The organism is Aeromonas sp. EU05-FHT14A05 (assembly GCF_058791175.1).
In genome coordinates this window covers 111,684-131,230 of record NZ_JBYTDH010000012.1, presented here as the reverse complement: position 1 = coordinate 131,230, position 19,547 = coordinate 111,684, and the positions used below count along the sequence as shown (strand labels likewise).

The window sequence follows — 19,547 nt, the reverse complement described above, 5'->3', positions numbered from 1 at the left end:
GAAGGGAGGTGACTATCCCACGTTGCTTGCATGAGGCGCTGGGGCGCCCCATGCAACACGTAATTGGGACATAGCCAAAAAAAAGCCCCGCACGAGGCGGGGTCACAAGTGATGAAAAACAGACAATACACACACAACAAAGGTTCACACGCACAGTCAACCTTTCCCAAGCCCGATGACATATCGGCCTTGGGAAAGGCGGGTCTTGCGACCCGCCCTGTGTCAGTGACGATACGCTATCAGTTCAGCTCGGTGACGCGGCTGGTGCGCTTGCCGTCGAAGCTGGTGGTACGCAGCCAGACCTTGCCATTGACGCTCGGCTTGGCGGCGGCGTCATAGGCGGTCCAGTTGGTGCCGTCCAGGCTGTACTGGATGGGCAGACCCGGCAGATCCACGTTCGCTTCCAGCTTGCCGTTCACCACCTTGGCACCCGGCACCGAGAGGCGGTATTCCACACCGGCCTGGTCGAGTTTGGGCAGCACGCGCTGACCCAGCAGGTTGGCGAACTGGTTCCACTCCTTGTTCAGGGTGGCCTTGTTGACATGCTTGGTGGTACCGGAGAACTCGCGACCCTTCACGTAGTCGAGCTCGAAGCCACCCTTGTGCCAGGCGCGCTCGGCCACGGAGAAGATGCGCGGGTAGACCATGTACTCGTACTGAGCGTCGGTGCGCACTGTCTCGCTCCACTGCTGACCGGAGATCCCCTTGAACTTGACCGGATCCTGGTCACCCTTGGCCACGAAGGCGTTGCCGTCGCGGTCAACCGAGGTCTCGGCGTTCTGCGGCAGGTTTTCCGGGGCGAAGGCGAACACCTTGCGGGTGTCGTTGAAGCGGGTCGCCCAGTAGTAGCCGCGCTCGGCCGGGTGTACCTCGTTCGGGAAGTCGAAGTAGAGGTAGTCCGGGTTGGAGAGCACCACGTCGTAGCCCTTGTGCGCCCACTTCATCGCCTCGTTGAAGCCACCCCAGTAGAGGGTTTCCCAGAAGTTGACCCGGGTCTTCTCGGTGGCGAACACGCTGGCGTCCGTGGCGTACTTCAGACCATCTTCCCACGCCTGCAGGGTGGAGAAGCCGTGGCCCTTGACCATCTCGCTCACTTCCTTGGCGAAGTGGACAGGCAGCTCGGCCACGTCCTTGATCTTGCCATCGTCGATCATCTTCTGGCACATGGGGGACTTGCCGAACGGCTTGTCCTGCTTGCTGGAGTCGACGTTGCCCTTCCAGGCCACCAGCTCCTCTTTCTTGGTGACAGCCGGGTCCTGGTAGCCGCCGCCCTGCATGATGTTCTTCGCCTCGTCACCACCGTAGTGCCAGGCGGTCAGCGGCTGGCCGGCGGCCTGGTGCATCTGGGCCACTTCATCCATCACCTTGGCCACGAAGGTGGCGGCACCCGGCTGGCAGGGGTTGATGAAGGACATCTTGTCGTAGAACTGCACCGAGGTGACGTTGGAGGTGTCATCCGGGTCAGTCAGACGGAACTGGTTCGCTTCCGCTTCCTTCCCTTCCGCCAGCAGACGCTTGTAGCGTGCCTCCATGGAGACCACGGCGGCACGGGCGTGGGCCGGCATGTTGATCTCGGGGATCACGGTCACGCCGCGGGCCTTGGCATAGCGCACCAGATCCACGTAGTCAGACTTGCTGTAGAAGCCGGAACCCTGGTTGTCGCTGGTGGGTCCTGAGCCGAGCTGCGGCATCAGGCACTTGGTTTCGGACTCGTCGTGGCAACGCTGGCTGCCGACCTCGGTCAGCTCCGGCAGGCCCGGGATCTCGATGCGCCAGCCTTCATCGTTGGTCAGGCCAAGGTGCAGCACGTTGAGCTTCATGGCAGACATCTGGTCAACCAGCTTCTTCATGGTCTCCGGGCTTCTGAAGTGGCGGGCCACGTCGGTCTGCATGCCGCGGTATTCGAAGCGCGGTGCATCCTCGACGCTCATCTGGCTCACCAGCTTGTCGTCAACCCCCAAGAGGGAGATCAGGGACTGGGCGCCCCAGAAGGCCCCGTCGATGTCATGACCCTGCACCACAGTACCTTTGGCGCCTATGGTCATGTCGTAGCCTTCGGCCTGCTTGAGCTTGCTGCCGAGCTTGATGGTCACTGGGTAGCCGGTGTCGGAGAGGGTAACACCCAGCTTGGTCAGTTGAGCCTTCAGGGCCTCGGCGCGATCGCTTGGCAGATCCAGGGCATTGAGCTTGATGGTGGAGAAGTCGACCTGAGGACCGGCCTTGACCACCTGCTTCATCGGGGTCGGCAGGATCTGGTCGTCAATCTTGCCGGCAGGCAGCAAGGTGCTGGTCTGGTTGGCGGCAAAACGGGTCTCGCTGTTCATCAGGATGTTGTTGTCATCCTTGGTGCGCTTCCAGCCGTCGGCCGGCATCGGCTTCTCATAGGTGGTGGCATCGTCGATGTTGCTCATGCTGGCCAGCACTTTCGGCTCGGCCCCTTCGCTGGCGACGTACCAGTTCGGCATGATGTCAGATTCGAACAATACCCAGTACTCCACCACCAGGGGCACTTCGACCGTGGCGTCCTTGGCAAAGCCCTGGAACTTCTCGGTTGGCGTCAAACGATAGAGGTCGCCGGTCAGGTGGGTGATGGTGAACTGGTCGTTGTCCACCCGCTGGATGCGGCGGATGGAGGAGACATAGATGCTCCAGTCCTTGGAGGTGACGTCGGCACCGGTATTGGTCAGGTGCAGCTTGGCAACGCCGCAGCTCGCCCACTCGGAGCCCAGAGCCTGGCAATCGAGGCCGGCGCCGGCACCGTCGTTGGTGACGACTTCGTACTTGACGACCAGGTTGCTGGCGAGGGAATCGACCACGGCTTGCTTGGCGGCATCGGCTGCCTGTACCTGGGCGGCACAAACGGTAGACATGGCAATGGCTAACAGAGAATGTTTCAAGTTCATAACTGCTGCTCTCGTTTGAAGTAAAGGTTGGATTTTCTTGGCTTTTTTTATATGGGGCCCCTAAGCGGGGCCCTTAGTTATGTCAACAATGGACTTAGACTTGAGGTGAGCGGGTTGCTCGATTAACGCAGGGCTTTCATCTCACCGGCGATGATCTCGGCCAAGGGGCCCAGAATCACCTGCAGGTTCTGCTCACCGAGCTTGACCACACCGGCCGCGCCCAGGGCTTTGAGCTTGCGCTCGTCGACGATGCTGCGATCTTTCAGGGTCAGACGCAGACGGGTGATGCAGGCATCTATGGTCACCAGGTTGTCCTGGCCACCCAGCACTTCCAGATACTGGCGAGCCAGCTCGGTGCGGTCAGTGGTCTGGGCCTGTACCGGCACGGCTTCGTCATCTTCACGACCCGGGGTCTTCAGGTTGAACTTGACGATCACGGCACGGAAGATGGCGTAGTAGAGACCGAAGAACACCAGGCCTTGTACCAGCAGCATGTACCACTGGGTCGCCAGCGGGTTGCGCGATTGGATGAACATATCGACGAAACCGGCGCTGAAGCCGAAGCCTGAGATCCAGTGCATGCTGGCGGCGATGAACACGGACAGGCCGGTCAGCAGGGCGTGGATGACGTACAGTACCGGCGCCACGAACATGAAGGAGAACTCGAGCGGCTCGGTCACCCCGGTGAAGAAGGCGGCAAAGGCGGCTGCGATCATGATGGATGCAACTTTCTCTTTGTTCTCTTTCTTCGCGCTGTGGTAGATGGCCAGTGCCGCACCCGGCAGACCGAACATCATGATGGGGAAGAAGCCAGCCTGGTACATGCCGGTCACGCCCACGACAGCCTTGCCGGCGTCGATGGAGGATTGGCCACCCAGGAAGTTCGGGATGTCGTTGATGCCGGCCACGTCGAACCAGAACACGGAGTTCAGGGCGTGGTGCAGACCGACCGGGATCAGCAGACGGTTGAAGAAGGCGTAGATGCCGGCACCGGTGGAGCCCATGCTGACGATGGATTCACCGAAGGAGACCAGGCCACCATAGATGATGGGCCAGACGGCCATCAGGATGAAGGAGACCACGATCATGACAACGGAGGTCACGATCGGCACCAGACGACGGCCGGAGAAGAAGGCCAGGGCCTTGTGCAGCTCGACGCCACTGAAGCGGTTGTACAGCTCGGCCGCGATGACACCGGTCAAGATACCGATGAACTGGTTCTCAATCTTGCCGAAGGCGGCAGGGACCTGGTCCAGCGGGATTTGCTGGATCTGAGAGACCGCACCCGGGCTCAGCAGGGTGGTGACCACCAGGTAACCGACCAGACCGGCCAGCGCGGCGGAACCGTCTTTATCCTTGGACATGCCATAGGCGACACCCACGGCAAACAGAATGGCCATCTTGTCGATGATGGCGGCACCCGCCTTGATCAGGAAGGCCGCCAGCGCGCTTTCGCCACCCCAGCCGTTCGGGTCAATCCAATAGCCAATCCCCATCAGGATCGCTGCGGCAGGCAATACCGCTACCGGCACCATCAGGGCACGGCCGATCTTTTGCAAATAACCGAGAATGTTCACGGTTCCTCTCCTTAGTTGATGTTTTTCTAGAAATTAAGTGCTTATCACGTTCGACGCATAAGCCATCAAGGCTTGATTGGCAGTCTATGTGTTTTATTTCGCTGCGCAAATTAATAAACCAGCTTTCGTGATCATTATCACTCAACAGAGATAAAGGTAGCGGATAGATGTGGCTTAGTTCGCAATCTTTATTTACGCTATAAAACAACTTGAATCCGTGTTTGGTCCCTTGCCGTCAATCCTGTGCGGCAACCGTACTGAGGTATAGAAAATGCGCCTGATCCCGTTGAAGTCTGCCAGCCAGGTGGGTCTCTGGTCTGCCCGTTACATCGTTGACCGCATCAATGCGTTCAAACCGACCGCCGACCGCCCCTTCGTACTGGGCCTGCCCACCGGTGGCACGCCGCTGACGACCTACAAGCGCCTGATCGAGCTGCACAAGGCCGGCGAGGTGAGCTTCCAGCACGTGGTGACCTTCAACATGGACGAGTACGTGGGGCTGCCCAAGGAGCACCCGGAGAGCTACCACAGCTTCATGCACAACAACTTCTTCAACCACGTGGACATTCGCCCGGAAAACATCAACATCCTCAACGGCAACGCCGAGGATCTGGTGGCCGAGTGCAAGCGCTACGAGGAGAAGATCAAGTCCTACGGCCGGATCAACCTCTTCATGGGCGGCGTCGGCAACGACGGTCACATCGCCTTCAACGAGCCGGCCTCTTCCCTGGCCTCCCGTACCCGGGTCAAGACCCTGACCGAGGATACCCGCATCGCCAACTCCCGCTTCTTCGGTGGCGACATGGAGCAGGTGCCCAAGCTGGCGCTGACCGTGGGCGTGGGCACCCTGATGGATGCCGAAGAGATCATGATCCTGGTGACCGGTCACGCCAAAGCCCTGGCCCTGCAGGCCGCGGTGGAAGGCTGCGTCAACCACATGTGGACCATCTCCACCCTGCAACTGCATCCCAAGGGCATGATGGTGTGCGACGAGCCCTCCACCATGGAGCTGAAGGTCAAGACGGTCCGTTACTTCCAGCAGCTGGAAGCCGCCAACATCGACCGTCTGTAAGGAGCCGTCATGTACGCACTGACTAATTGCACCCTCTATACCGGCAGCTGCGTGCTGACCGGCCACGGCGTACTGATCGAAGGCGACAGGATTGTCGCCATCTCCCACCTGGCCGAGCTGCCCGCCGGCATCGAGCAGATTGATCTCAAGGGTGCCAACCTCAGCGCCGGCTTCATCGACGTGCAGCTCAATGGCTGCGGCGGTGTCATGTTCAACGGTCATATCACCACCGAGACCCTGGCCACCATGCAGGCGGCCAACCTCAAGTCAGGTACCACCAGCTTCCTGCCGACCCTGATCACCAGCCCGGATGCGGACATGAAGCTGGCGGTGGCGGTGACCCGCGACTACATGGCCGCCCGTCCGAACGAGGTGCTGGGGGTCCATCTGGAGGGGCCCTACACCAACCTCAAGCGCAAGGGGATCCACCCGGCCGAGCAGATCCGTCAACCCGTCGACGAGATGATCGACTTCTTCTGCGCCAACGCGGACGCCATCGCCAAGATCACCCTGGCGCCGGAGCGCAACAAGCCGGAGCACATCCGCCGCCTGGTGGAGGCCGGCATCCTGGTCTCCGCCGGTCACACCGCTGCCAGCTATGACCAGGCCATGGCCGGGTTTGACAACGGCATGCGCTTTGCCACCCACCTCTACAACGCCATGACCCCGACCCTGAACGGTCGCGAGCCTGGGGTGGTGGGCGCCATCTACGATCGCAAGGATGTCTACGCCGGCATCATAGTCGACGGTCACCATGTGCACTGGGCCAACGTGCGCCTGGCACACAGGATCCTCGGCGAGAAACTGGTGCTGGTCACCGATGCCACCGCCGCGGCCGGGGCACCGGAAGGCTTTGAGCAGTTTGATTTTTGTGGCGCAACCGTCTATTTCCGCGATGGTCAGTGCGTCGATGAGAATGGTACACTCGGCGGCTCCGCCCTCACCATGATTGAAGGGGTGGAGAATCTGGTCAAACAGGTCGGATTACCGCTCGATGAAGCACTGAGAATGGCCACCCTTTACCCCGCTCGCGCCATTGGATGGGACTCACGTCTCGGTAGTATCCAGGTCGGAAAAATTGCCAACCTCACCGTCTTTGATCAGGCCTTCACGGTCTGCGGGACCGTGGTTAACGGACACTACACAACACAGTGACACTATGACTGGCGGACAAATAGCAAACGTAGATCTTATCAAGCAGGTGAACAGTGCCGTCGTCTATCGACTCATTGACCTGCAGGGGCCCATCTCGCGGGTCAAAATTGCCGAGTTGAGTCAGCTGGCCCCGGCCAGCGTGACCAAGATAACCCGGCAACTGATCGAGCATGGGCTGATCAGGGAGACGTCGCCCCAGGCGTCAACCGGCGGACGACGCGCCATCTCCCTGACCACCATCAAGCATCGCTTTCAGTTTGTCTCCGCCAAGCTTGGCCGCGGCTATCTGCAGCTCTCACTGTATGATCTCGACGGCAAGGAGCTCGATCAGCACATCACCCAGGTGACCGAGATCGAGCAACAGCCCGTGGTCGACATGCTGCTGCGGGAAATTGGCGCCTTCATCGACGCCAATACCGAGCGCAGTCGCAACCTCATCAGCATCGCGCTGACCATGCCGGGCCTGGTCAACCCGGAATCCGGCATGGTCATCTATACCCCCACCTACCAGATCCGCAACCTGGGGCTCGCCAAGCTGCTGGAGCACCATTTCAACCTCCCCTGCTACGTGGGCAACGACACCCGCTCCCTGGCGCTGGCTGAGCACTTCTTCGGTGAATCCCGCGACTGCATGGACTCCATCCTGGTGAGCGTGCACCAGGGCACCGGCTCCGGCATCATCACCAAGGGGCAGGTGTTCCTCGGTCATAACCGCAACGTCGGCGAGATCGGTCACATCCAGGTCGAGCCCCTCGGCAAGCGCTGCCACTGCGGCAACTTCGGCTGCCTCGAGACCATCGCCTCCAACGAGGCCATCGTCGACAAGGTGAAGGAGCTCATCAGCCGCGGCCACCTGAGCTCGCTGCAGGAGAAGCACATCACCATCCAGGAGGTGTGCAAGGCCGCCGTGGCGGGGGATGAACTGGCCCGCAGCGTGATCGAGAACGTGGGGGAACATCTGGGCCGGGCCATCGCCATCACGGTCAACCTGTTCAACCCCCAGAAGGTGCTGATCGCCGGCGAAATCACCGCCGCCGAGGAGATCCTGATCCCGGCCATCCGTCGCTGCGTCGAGCACCAGTCCCTGCCAAGCTTCCACCGTGGCCTGCCCATCGTGAAGGCGCGCTTCCAGAACCAGCCCACCATAGGGGGTTTCGCCCTGGTGAAGCGCTCCCTGCTGGAAGGGGATCTGCTGCAGATCATCATGGAGCAGAAGTAAGGCCGCGCCTTGCATCAATAAAAAACGGCAGCCAGTGGCTGCCGTTTTTTATGGTCGGCTTTCGCCGGTTCACCCCGCCCTACACGGCTTGAACAGAGCCCAGGTTCGATTAGCCGCGTAGTGGCGTAATCGGACGCGGTGACGGAAGGTCTTTTGCTCCCAACTCTCCCGATAGGCAAACGGCAGCAAGAGACTGCCGTTTGCTTTGATGCCCGTCGTGACTCACCCAGCTCGGCACGGCTTGAACAGATCCAGCGCACCGTCATAGACCTGGGTCTGCACATCCATGATGCCGAGCATGGTGCGGGGCAACAGGTTGCCCCGTTCGGTTAGCCTGACCTACCCCGCCCTACACGGCTTGAACAGATCAAGCGCACCGTCATAGACCTGGGTCTGCACGTCCATGATACCCAGCATCGAGTGGAACAGGTTGTCGTGGGAGAAGCGCTTGCTGTCCGCCTCCTGGCGCAGGCAATCCTGATTGAGCCCGCGATCCCGCTGCAGCTGGGGAGAGAACCAGGTCAGCAAGGGCACCCGGGTCTGATCGTCCGGGGCGAACTTGTAGGGAGTGCCGTGCAGGTAGAGCCCCAGCGCGCCGAGAGATTCCCCGTGATCCGACAGGTAGACCAGCCCCACGTTGTACTGGCTCTCCAGGGTCTTGAGCTTGGCGATGAGTTGGGACAGCACCTTGTCGGTATAGCGGATGGTGTTGTCATAGGTGTTGACCAGCTCCTCGTTGCTGCAGTTCTCGATGTCGCTGCGCGGGCAATCCGGCAGGAAGACGCGATCGGCGGCCGGGTAGCGGCGATAGTAGGTCGGGCCATGGCTGCCCATCAGGTGGAAGGCCACCAGCTTGCTGCCCTGCCTGCCCTTCATCCCGGCGATCTGCCGATCCAGCCCCTGCAGCAAGACCTCGTCATAGCAGGAATCCCCTTCACAGTATTCGGGGAAGGCCTTGGGTTCGATCTCCAGGGTGGGCACGTGATTGCATACCCCCTTGCAGCCACCATCGTTCTCCTTCCACAGCACGGAGACACCGGCGTGCTGCAGCACGTCCAGCAGGCCGTCCCTGGACTTGGCCAGGGTCTCGTCATAACCACGGCGCGTGAGGTTGGAAAACATGCAGGGCACCGAGACCGCGGTGGCGGTGCCACAGGAGCGCACATCCCTGAAGGAGACCAGATCCGGCTCCTTCATGGTGAAACCGTTGGTCTGCTTCTGGTAACCGTTGAGGGAGTAGTTCTGGCTGCGGGCCGTCTCCCCCACCACCAGGAACATCAGGGTCGGCTTGTCGCTCCTGGCGACCACCCTGGCATCTGTGCCTATCGGCTCATAAGGGACAGGGGTGGCGAAGATAATATCCCGGGCGTAGCGATAGAGGCCGCGCACGTAGTTGGAGGGGACTATCTCTTTGACGATGGTGTGGTTGTTGCGCCCGACCGAGGCGTAGTCCTGGTAATAGAGGGCGGCGACGCCGACCAGGAACAGCAGGGAGAGGGCGATACCCGCCAGACGCTGGGCCAGCCCCTTGTACCAGGGAGTTGGGTATTCGATCTTCAGCCACAAGAGGGCAAGCACCGGCAGCACGGCGGTCAGCAGGAACCAGAGCACCACTGAACCATTGAGGTAGGAGCTCGCCTCCCCGCTGTTGGTCTCGAGTATGTTCTGCACCATGCCCACATCGAAGATGATGCCGTATTTGAGCATGGCGTAGCTGACCAGGGAGGCGGTGACGATCAGGAAGGTGAAGAAGGGCTTGAGCAGATAGCGGAAGGTGAACGGCAGGAAAACCGCATTGAGAGCGGCAATCAGCACCAGGGGGATGGAGAGGGCAAACCCCGCCTTGACGTGCTCGAGGGCGCTGAGAATACGGTAAAAGTGCAGGAAAATGGGCCAGTTGAACACCAGTGCAAACAGCAGCACCAGCAACAGGTTGACCTTCATCACTCCCAGGGTGAGACGCATAACGATACTCCGACAAGCCAGTGTTCTGGAGACCCTGCATGGGGGCTCCGTTGTGGGCATCCCTGTCACCCGTCTCTCTTCCCGAGCAGACAACGCGGTGATGGGCACAGCGGCCCGGATGCAAGGAGAGAGTAGGAAGGCAAACTTAAGCGGGCATTAAGGGAGGCACAGCGAAGAAAATGGCGCTAGAGAAGAGTCAAAGATATAAAAAAACGGCAGCCTTAGGCTGCCGTCTGGTCGGAGGTGACACCCTTGTGGTGCCTCCTGCCGCTAGTGTCTATTTCTGATGGCGATCAGAGCAGCGCAGCCACTTCGTCGGAGATGGAGCCGTTGTGGTAGACCTCCTGCACGTCGTCCAGATCTTCCAGCATGTCGATGAGACGCATCAGCTTGGGGGCGGTGTCGGCGTCCAGCTCGGCTTCGGTGGAAGCTATCATGGTCACTTCGGCGCTCTGGGGCTTGAAGCCGGCGGCTTCCAGGCCATCGAGCACTGTGCCGAAATCGTTCGGGGTGGTGTAGACCTCGATGGAGCCATCCTCTTCGGTGACAACATCATCGGCGCCCGCTTCCAGGGCCGCGTCCATCAGGGCATCTTCGTCCACGCCCACGAAGGTCAGCAGACCCTTCTTGCTGAACAGGTAGGCCACCGAGCCGTCGGTGCCCAGGTTGCCGCCACACTTGCTGAAGGCATGACGCACTTCCGCCACTGTGCGGTTACGGTTGTCGGTCAGGCACTCCACCATGACGGCGGAGCCCGCCGGGCCGTAACCTTCGTAGACGATGGTCTCGAGCTGCTCGCCATCGCCACCACCGGCGCCACGCTGGATGGCACGGTTGATGGTGTCACGGGTCATGTTGCCGGTCAGGGCAGCCGCTACCGCCGCGCGCAGGCGCGGGTTGTTGGCGGGATCCGCGTCACCGAGGCGAGCCGAGGTGGTGATTTCGCGGATCAGCTTGGTGAAGATCTTGCCACGCTTGGCGTCTTGCGCCGCCTTGCGGTGTTTGATGTTGGCCCATTTGCTGTGACCTGCCATAAAAACTCTCCGTTATAATGTGAAATCAATGGGATACGGGTCGCATGGCGACCCGTTCTTCAATCTTCTCAGGCGTCAGCCTTGGCATCGGCCTTGGCATCGGCCTTGGCAACGGTGGCGATGGCCAGCTCGGTCAGCTGGGCCTGGTTGGCGAAGCTGGGAGCATCCGTCATCAGGCAGGCCGCTGCCGTGGTTTTCGGGAAGGCGATCACGTCCCGGATGTTGTCGGTACCGGTCAGCAGCATGCTGAGGCGGTCCAGACCGAAGGCCAGACCGGCGTGGGGCGGGGTACCGTACTTCAGGGCATCCAGCAGGAAGCCGAACTTCAGGCGCTGCTCGTCCGGGGTGATCCCCAGGATGTCGAACACGGTGGACTGCATCTCGCTGTTGTGGATACGCACAGAGCCGCCCCCCACTTCGTAGCCGTTGATCACCATGTCGTAGGCGTTGGCATAGGCACCCAGGGGGTTGGCCTTGAGCTCGTCCGGGCCCAGGTTGCTCGGCGCGGTGAAGGGGTGGTGCATGGCAGCCAGGCCACCTTCGCCATCTTCCTCGAACATGGGGAAGTCGATGACCCAGAGCGGCTTCCAGACGTTCTCCACCAGGCCCAGATCGCGGCCCACCTTCAGGCGCAGGGCGCCCATGGCGTCGCACACCACCTTCTTGGAGTCGGCGCCGAAGAAGAGGATGTCGCCGTCGGCGGCGCCGGTACGGGCCAGGATCTCGCGCACGATGGCGTCAGAGAGGAACTTGGCCACCGGAGACTGCACGCCCTCTATGCCATTAGCGGCTTCGTTGACCTTCATCCAGGCCAGGCCCTTGGCACCATAGATGCCGACGAACTTGGTGTACTCGTCGATCTGCTTGCGGGACAGCTCGGCGCCGCCCGGCACTTTCAGGGCTGCCACGCGGCCTTTCGGATCGTTGGCGGGGCCGGCGAACACGGCGAACTCCACCGCGGTCAGCAGGTCGGCCACATCCACCAGCTCCATGGGCAGGCGCAGGTCCGGCTTGTCGGAGCCAAAGCGACGCATGGCCTCGTCGAAGGTCATGATGGGGAAGTCGCCGAGATCCACGTTCAGGATGTGCAGCCAGAGCTTGCGGATCATCTCTTCCATGATTTCACGCACCTGGGGCGCGGTCATGAAGGAGGTCTCCACGTCGATCTGGGTGAATTCCGGCTGGCGGTCGGCACGCAGGTCTTCATCGCGGAAGCACTTGACGATCTGGTAGTAGCGATCGAAGCCGGACATCATCAGCAACTGCTTGAACAGCTGCGGGGACTGCGGCAGGGCGTAGAACTTGCCCTTGTGCACCCGGCTCGGCACCAGGTAGTCACGGGCCCCTTCCGGGGTCGCCTTGGTCAGCATGGGGGTCTCGATGTCGAGGAAGCCCTGCTCGTCCATGAAGCGGCGCACGAAGGCGCTGGCCTTGGCACGGGTCTTCAGGTACCTGGCCATCTCGGGGCGACGCAGGTCCAGGTAGCGATACTTGAGGCTGATCTCTTCGCTGTTGACCTGGTTGAAGTCAAGGGGCAGCGGCTCGGCACGGTTGATGATGGTGAGCTCGTGGGCGAACACTTCGATGGCGCCTGTGGCCATGTCGCTGTTGCGCTGGGAGTCCGGACGGGTACGCACCACGCCGGTCACCTGGATGCAGAACTCGCCGCGCAGCTCGGAGGCCAGGGCGAAGGCGTCCGGCTTGTCCGGGTCGAAGAAGACTTGCACGATCCCTTCCCGGTCGCGCATGTCGATAAAGATGAGGCCGCCGAGATCGCGACGACGGTGGACCCAACCGCACAATGTAATGGTCTGCCCGGCATGGGCCTCATTGACCTGTCCGCAATAGATAGAGCGCATGGACTTCTTCCTTCGAAATGGTAGAGAGACGGTTCACCTTGGGTCGCCGGGCACGACTGGCAAGCACCGTCTGTCTCACAGCTGGCCAGATCCTGGTTCTTACCCGGTTTGAAATCAGTCTCATATCATCCGGCTCCCCGAGCCGGATACTTGCCGCCAATGCCGGCTCGCGCCGAGTGCCCCGTCGAGGGGTCGACGCGCGAGGCGAGAACATCGGCAAGCGTCGTTGTCTGGCAACCTTGTGACCCAGATCATCGCCACCTTAGGCGCACAACCCCGTGAGTCACAACGATTTGGCAAACAAAAGGGCTGGCATTATAGAGGAAAACCCCCATTTGGGTAAAATGGCCCGCAGCCTCCTTTGCCCTGTTTTTTGTTGTCCTGGCGCAAAAAGGGGAGCAAAACAGCATAAATCCGCAGACAGGAACCGACATGAGCCTCTATTTGGGTCTGCCCCAGTGGTCACACCCGGCCTGGCCCGGCCAGTTGCTGGGGGTGGGCGCCAGGCCCGCCGAGCACCTCGCCCACTATGCCCGGGTGTTCAATACCGTGGAGGGCAACACCACCTTCTACGCCTCCCCCACCCCGGACACGGTGCGCCGCTGGGCCGATGCGGTGCCGCCCCACTTTCGTTTCAGCTTCAAGTTTCCGAAAGAGATCAGCCACCAGAGCGATCTGGTGAGCGCCGGCAGGCAGGTGGCGGCCTTCATCGCCCTGCTGGCGCCCCTGCACGGGCAACTGGGGCTGCTCAAGCTGCAACTGCCCGCCCGCTTCGGCCCCGCCGGTCTGCCGCGCCTCGCCGCCTTCTTCGAGAGCCTGCCGCCGGATTTCACCTATGCCCTCGAGGTGCGCCACCCCGACTTCTTCGCCAAGGGGGAAGCGGAGCGGGCCCTGAACCGCCTGCTGATGGACAGGGGCATCAACCGCATCATGCTCGACAGCCGGCCGCTCTTCTCGGTGCCCGCCACCACGGCCGCCATGATCGATGCCCAGGGCAAGAAGCCCAGGCTCCCGGTGCACCTGCTCGCCACCGCCAACAGCCCTGTGGTGCGCCTCATCGGCCTTCCTCAAATCGAGGACAATTACCCATTTCTGCCATCCTGGTTGCCCCGTTGGAAACAATGGCTGGCAGAGGGGAAGGATCTCTACCTCTTTATCCATACCGCCGACAACGCCCGGGCCCCCGAACTGGCCCGTCAGGTCAGTCGGCTGCTCGGTCAGGAGATGGCCCCCTGGCCGGGGGAAAACGATCGCGCGCGCCAGGGCGTGCTGCCCTTTTAGCCACTCCCTTCCCCGCCCCTGTTTCACCGCTAAAAAAAGCCGTTTTTTTGTGGCCCCACTGGGTTCGGCGTCAAGACAAACGCCCGCCTTTCCTCTACACTACCGCCCCAAGCAAGGACCCGGACGCCCGCCATGGCACAGTGTTGCAGGCGACCGTCCGGCTCCCGGGAAAGGGCTCTGACCGCTGTCCATGGCAACACCTGCCGCAGACGGCTCATCCCCATAAAGGACCAGGATGATGGTCCATTGCGAACAGGGCGGGCCCGAAGGATCTCAAGGCCAGCCACCCCGTTCGTAAACCGGTGACGACCCGGACGGGCGTCACCCAACGACTCCATTGAACACACAGTCGGTTCGCGCACCGGCTGTCAGGTTGCGCCAGCATGCACGATCAGATTTTTGCCGCCCCCATCGCCCAATTGGGGGATTTTTGCTTTGACGAACAGGTCGTCGATGTCTTCCCCGACATGATCCAGCGCTCTGTGCCGGGTTACAGCAACATCATCTCCGCCATCGGCATGATGGCCGCCCGCTACGCCCAGCCCCAGAGCCGCCTCTACGATCTCGGCTGCTCCCTCGGCGCCGCCACCCAGGCGATGCGCCGTCATGTCAACCAGCCGGGCTGCCAGATCACGGCGGTGGATCTCTCCCACCCCATGATAGAGCGCGCCCGCGCCCACCTCTCGGGCTTCAAGTCCGAGGTGCCGGTGGAACTGGTGGAGGCGGACATCTGCGACATCGCCATCGAGAACGCCTCCGTGGTGGTGCTCAACTTCACCCTGCAGTTCGTCGAACCCGAGAAGCGCGCCGCCCTCATCGCGCGCATCCATGACGGCCTGCGCCCCGGCGGCATCCTCATCCTGAGCGAGAAGTTCCGCTTCGAGGACGAGCAGGTCAACGCGCTGCTCATCGACTTGCACCTCGATTTCAAGCGGGCCAACGGCTACAGCGAGCTGGAGATAAGCCAGAAGCGCACGGCGCTGGAGAACGTGATGCGCACCGACAGCCTGGAAATCCACCGTGCCCGCCTGCGGGACGCCGGTTTCACCCATCAGGATCTCTGGTTCCAGTGCTTCAACTTCGGCTCCATGATTGCCATCAAATCAAGCGACGCCCAGCCATGATCGATTTCGCCAACTTTTATCAACTGATCGCCAAGAACCGGCTGAGCCACTGGCTGCACACCCTGCCCGCCCAGCTGCACGCCTGGCAGCACGACAACCTGCACGGGGATCTGCCGCGCTGGAACCGGGCTCTCAACAAGCTGCCCGTCGTCGCCCCTGGCGAGATCGCGCTCAAGAACCGGGTCGAGATCGGCAGCCTTGAGAGCATGAACGAAGGGGAGCGCAAGAAGACCGAGAGCCTGCTGCGCCAGTTCATGCCCTGGCGCAAGGGGCCTTTTACCGTGCACGGCATCCACATCGACACCGAGTGGCGCTCCGACTGGAAGTGGGATCGGGTGCTGCCCCATATCAGCCCGCTCGCAGGGCGTTACGTGCTGGACGTGGGCTGCGGCAGCGGCTACCACCTCTGGCGCATGGTGGGGGAAGGGGCCAAGCTTGCGGTCGGCATAGACCCGAGCCCGCTCTTCCTCTGCCAATTCGAGGCCATTCGCCACTTCGCCGGCAACGATCAGCGCGCCCACCTGCTGCCGCTCGGCATCCAGGAGCTCCCTGAGCTGCGGGCCTTTGACACTGTCTTCTCCATGGGGGTGCTCTATCATCGCAAGTCCCCCATCGAGCACATCGAACAGCTGCGCAACCAGCTCAAAGACGATGGGGAGCTGGTGCTGGAGACGCTAGTGATCGACGGCGGTGTCAACGACGTGCTGGTGCCCACCGATCGCTACGGCAAGATGCGCAACGTCTGGTTCATCCCCTCGAGCGCGGCCCTCAAGCTGTGGGTCGAGCGTTGCGGGTTCAGGGACGTGCGGATAGTGGACGAGAATATGACCAGCACCGACGAACAGCGTCGTACCGACTGGATGATTAACGAGTCCCTGAGTGACTATCTGGATCCCACCGATCCCGCACTCACGGTCGAAGGATACCCGGCACCCAAGCGTGCCGTACTGATCGCCAGAAAGGCCAAAGACTAGCCGATGGCGGCTGTGGAAGTTACACTGACCCAATTCCAGGAAGCACAGTTAAATGAATGACATGAAAAGCAAATTAAAAGGAATGACCCTGCTCTCCCTGCTCAGTCTCGGCGGGTGTGTCAGTATGGAAAAAGCGCCCCCTGTCCCGACCCTGACGCTGGCGGAGCTGCGCAACGAGATCTCGTTGAGCGAGCAACGCCTGCAAACATCCATGGAACAGCAACAGAAGCAGTATGTGCAGCAACAGCACCTGCTGGTTCAGCTCAACACCGATGTCACCAACATGAAAGAGTCCGTGAAGAAAGTCGACAGCAAGCTGGCTACCCTGCCACCCGAGCCCCCCAAACCCATGGCCATTCCCACCGAGAAGTGCCCGGCTCCGAGCCAGGGCCACACGGTCGACGGCAAGCTGCTGGTGGGTGAAGCGGAGTGGATCTGGGTCGATGCCGCCAACGATGCCTTCCAGGCACGGGTCGATACCGGCGCCACCACCTCCTCCATCAGCGCCCAGGAGATCACCATCTTCGAGCGCAACGGCAAGAACTGGGTGCGCTTCTTCCTGAGCCATCAGGAGATGGACGACAAGATCCAGATCGAGGCGCCCCTGGTGCGTCACGTGCGGGTGCGTCAGGCCTCTGCCGACGACCTCGACCGCCGTCCCGTGGTGCGCCTCACAGTGCGCATCGGCGACATGACGGAGAAGGCCGAATTTACCCTGAAGGATCGCAGCGACATGACCTTCCCCGTGCTGCTGGGCCGTGAATTCTTGAAAGACATCGCCGTGGTCGACGTGGCCCGCGAGTATATCCAACCAAAACCCAAGCTCAAGGATGTAAAATAATCCATGGTTTCCCGTAAGCCGTTCTATCTGCTGGTCGCCCTGCTGTTCATTGTCGGCCTGGGAATGACGTTTTATCACCATGTCGCCCTGGACGTGCCCCTCACGCCCGGTGAAAAACGTCAGATCTGGTCTATCGAAGCCAAGCTCGAGTTCGAGGCCACCGGCGAGCCGGTGATCGCCTCCCTGGCCATTCCGGGCACCCAACCCGGCTTCACCCTGATGAACGAGAATGCCGCGAGCCCGGGCTACGGCCTGTCGTTCGTGGAAAAAGACGGGGATGCCCGCGCCGAGTGGTCCATTCGCAGCGCCTCCGGCCGCCAGGAGCTCTACTACCGGGTCGACATGATGGCGGATGCCCATGCCAAGCCCGCCGCCAATCCCCTGCCGCCCGCCATCGAGAAGCAGATCGAGAGTGAGCCCTACGCCACCGCGATGAAGCAGATCCTCGAGCGCGCCCAGGAGCGTTCCGCCGACGGCTACACCCTGACCCGCGAGATCATCAAGGAGATCGAGAAGCAGGAACAGAACGCCGAGCTGCTCAAATCCCACAAGAGCCGCGCCAGCCTGATCGCCGAGCTGCTCAACAACGCCGAGGTGCCGGCCCGGGTGGTGCACGCCCTGAGCCTGGAAGACGGTCGCCGTCGTCAGGAGCTGGTGGACTACCTGCAGGTGTTCAACAGCCCGACCGACTACAAGCTGTTCAATCCGCAAACCGGCGAACAGGGACAACCAGGCAACCTGCTGCTGTGGGAATACAACTCCGGCGCCCTCCTGGACGTCACCGGCGGTCACAACTCCCGCGTCACTTTCTCGATGATCGAGCAGGAGCAACCGGTCAACGTGGCCCTGGCGCAGAAGTTCGAAAAATCGGAGATGATGAACTTCTCCATCCACAGCCTGCCGCTGGAAGAGCAGGCCCTGTTCAAGGGTCTGCTGCTGATCCCCATCGGCGTGCTGATGGTGGTGTTCCTGCGGGTCATCGTCGGTATCAAGACCTCGGGCACCTTCATGCCGGTGTTGATCGCGGTCGCCTTCATCCAGACCTCGCTGGTCACCGGTCTCATCGGCTTCCTGCTGATCGTCGGCACCGGCCTGGTGATCCGCTCCTACCTCTCAAGGCTCAACCTGCTGCTGGTGGCGCGAATATCGGCGATCATCATCATGGTGATCTCGATGATCGGCATCTTCTCGGCCTTTGCCTTCAAGCTGGGGCTGACCGACGGCATGAAGATCACCTTCTTCCCGATGATCATCCTCTCCTGGACCATTGAGCGGATGTCCATCCTGTGGGAAGAAGAGGGTCCAAAAGAGGTGGTACGCCAGGGTGGCGGTTCCCTGCTGGTGGCGGTCATCGCCTACCTGGCCATGGACAACGAGCTCATTCGTCACCTCACCTTCAACTTCCTCGGCCTGCAACTGGTGCTGATGGCTACCGTGCTGGTGATGGGTAACTACACCGGCTACAAGCTGAGCGAGCTCAAGCGCTTCAAGCCGCTGGTGGACGAGATGAAGTCCGGTGCCACCCCGGGTAAGGACAAGTAACAGATGTGGTTCTGGCAGAAATACACCAGCCCGTGGAGCCTGTCGCAAGCAGGCATCCTCGGCATGAACAAACGCAACCACTCCTACATCAGCCGCTACAACCCGCGTCGTCTCTACCCGCTGGTGGATGACAAGCTCAAGACCAAGCGCATCGCGCTGGACGCGGGGGTGACGGTGCCCGAACTCATCGGCACCATCCGCGAGCAGCACGACGTGACCCGTATCACCGAGCTGGTGAAGGATTGGCCGGGCTTCTGCATCAAGCCGGCCCGCGGCTCCGGCGGCAAGGGGATCCTGGTGATCCTGCGCCAGGAAGAGGGCAGCTTCTTCAAGCCCAACGGCAGCGCCTGCAACGGCCAGGATCTGGAGCGCCATGTCTCCAATATACTGGCGGGCCTCTATTCCCTGGGCGGCAAGCCCGACGTGGCGCTGGTGGAAGGCCTCATCAACTTCGATGACGTGTTCGACGGCTACTCCTTCGAAGGGGTCCCCGATGCCCGGGTGATCATCTTCAAGGGCTTCCCCGTGATGGCCATGATGCGCCTCTCCACCTCGGCCTCGGACGGCAAGGCGAACCTGCACCAGGGCGCCGTGGGGGTGGGTCTGTGCCTGCGCACCGGCCGCGCCCTGCGGGCGGTGCAATTTGGCAACCCCCTGCGCCACCACCCGGACACCGGCCTCGATCTCTACGATCTCAAGGTGCCCCACTGGGATACCCTGCTGACGCTCGCGGCCTCCTGCTACGAGATGTCGGGGCTTGGCTACATCGGGACCGACATGGTGCTGGACAAGTTCCGCGGCCCCATGCTGCTGGAGCTCAACGCCCGTCCCGGCCTCGCCATCCAGATCGCCAACGGTCGCGGCCTGGTGCCCAACCTCAAGACCATAGAGAAGCTGGGTCAGGTCAAGATGAACGTGGAGCAGCGGGTCAACTTCGCCAAGGATCACTTCGGTATCTTCGACGAATAGCCTGCCTCGCACCTGCAAAAACGCGCCAACAG

Annotated in this window: 14 protein-coding genes; 9 read left to right on the top strand and 5 right to left on the bottom strand. The window is 61.5% G+C overall.

Annotated features, from left to right (window positions below):
* Positions 1-239: 239 nt before the first annotated feature.
* Positions 240-2,903, bottom strand: a complete 2,664-nt coding sequence (locus AC3WR3_RS16730) for a beta-N-acetylhexosaminidase (protein WP_492292423.1) — start codon at positions 2,901-2,903, stop codon at positions 240-242.
* Between the two features lie 122 nt (positions 2,904-3,025).
* Positions 3,026-4,480 (bottom strand): N-acetylglucosamine-specific PTS transporter subunit IIBC, encoded by a 1,455-nt coding sequence (gene nagE / locus AC3WR3_RS16725; protein ID WP_005325683.1) that lies wholly within the window; start codon positions 4,478-4,480, stop codon positions 3,026-3,028.
* Positions 4,481-4,751: 271 nt separating this feature from the next.
* Between nagE and nagB the strand changes: the two genes are divergently transcribed.
* The 3 genes from nagB to nagC are packed head-to-tail and all read left to right on the top strand — an operon-like array spanning position 4,752 to position 7,926.
* Positions 4,752-5,552: a glucosamine-6-phosphate deaminase gene (nagB, locus tag AC3WR3_RS16720; RefSeq protein WP_492292421.1), complete on the top strand. Its 801-nt coding sequence runs from the start codon at positions 4,752-4,754 to the stop codon at positions 5,550-5,552.
* Between the two features lie 9 nt (positions 5,553-5,561).
* Entirely contained in the window at positions 5,562-6,707 is a 1,146-nt protein-coding gene (gene nagA / locus AC3WR3_RS16715; protein ID WP_202046332.1) for an N-acetylglucosamine-6-phosphate deacetylase, read from the top strand.
* Positions 6,708-6,711: 4 nt separating this feature from the next.
* Positions 6,712-7,926 (top strand): DNA-binding transcriptional regulator NagC, encoded by a 1,215-nt coding sequence (gene nagC / locus AC3WR3_RS16710; protein WP_162519201.1) that lies wholly within the window; start codon positions 6,712-6,714, stop codon positions 7,924-7,926.
* A gap of 339 nt (positions 7,927-8,265) precedes the next feature.
* Here nagC and AC3WR3_RS16705 read toward each other — a convergent pair whose 3' ends face one another.
* The 3 genes from AC3WR3_RS16705 to aspS form a co-directional block, all read right to left on the bottom strand.
* A complete protein-coding gene (locus AC3WR3_RS16705; protein ID WP_492292418.1) occupies positions 8,266-9,891 on the bottom strand; it encodes a phosphoethanolamine transferase in 1,626 nt (541 codons plus the stop codon).
* Positions 9,892-10,184: 293 nt separating this feature from the next.
* Positions 10,185-10,925, bottom strand: coding sequence for a YebC/PmpR family DNA-binding transcriptional regulator (locus AC3WR3_RS16700; protein ID WP_005325689.1), 741 nt, complete (start codon positions 10,923-10,925; stop codon positions 10,185-10,187).
* 68 nt (positions 10,926-10,993) lie between these two features.
* Entirely contained in the window at positions 10,994-12,784 is a 1,791-nt protein-coding gene (gene aspS / locus AC3WR3_RS16695) for an aspartate--tRNA ligase (RefSeq protein WP_492292415.1), read from the bottom strand.
* 432 nt (positions 12,785-13,216) lie between these two features.
* Here aspS and AC3WR3_RS16690 point away from each other — a divergent pair, with 432 nt between their 5' ends.
* From AC3WR3_RS16690 to AC3WR3_RS16665, 6 genes are all read left to right on the top strand, one after another.
* The gene (locus tag AC3WR3_RS16690) at positions 13,217-14,065 is read left to right on the top strand and encodes a DUF72 domain-containing protein (protein ID WP_454009736.1); all 849 of its coding nucleotides are present in this window, start codon (positions 13,217-13,219) and stop codon (positions 14,063-14,065) included.
* Positions 14,066-14,448: 383 nt separating this feature from the next.
* On the top strand, positions 14,449-15,189 hold the full coding sequence (gene cmoA / locus AC3WR3_RS16685) for a carboxy-S-adenosyl-L-methionine synthase CmoA (protein WP_205641370.1): 741 nt from the start codon (positions 14,449-14,451) through the stop codon (positions 15,187-15,189).
* Entirely contained in the window at positions 15,186-16,163 is a 978-nt protein-coding gene (gene cmoB, locus AC3WR3_RS16680) for a tRNA 5-methoxyuridine(34)/uridine 5-oxyacetic acid(34) synthase CmoB (RefSeq protein WP_492292413.1), read from the top strand. Before cmoA ends, cmoB begins: the two co-directional genes overlap by 4 nt.
* A 52-nt stretch (positions 16,164-16,215) precedes the next feature.
* The gene (locus AC3WR3_RS16675) at positions 16,216-17,004 is read left to right on the top strand and encodes an ATP-dependent zinc protease family protein (protein ID WP_041204232.1); all 789 of its coding nucleotides are present in this window, start codon (positions 16,216-16,218) and stop codon (positions 17,002-17,004) included.
* A gap of 3 nt (positions 17,005-17,007) precedes the next feature.
* Positions 17,008-18,546: an inactive transglutaminase family protein gene (locus AC3WR3_RS16670; protein WP_202046338.1), complete on the top strand. Its 1,539-nt coding sequence runs from the start codon at positions 17,008-17,010 to the stop codon at positions 18,544-18,546.
* Positions 18,547-18,549: 3 nt separating this feature from the next.
* Positions 18,550-19,515 carry an alpha-L-glutamate ligase-like protein gene (locus tag AC3WR3_RS16665; RefSeq protein WP_454009739.1) on the top strand — a complete coding sequence of 322 codons (966 nt, stop codon included), beginning with the start codon at positions 18,550-18,552 and terminating at the stop codon, positions 19,513-19,515.
* Positions 19,516-19,547: the final 32 nt, after the last annotated feature.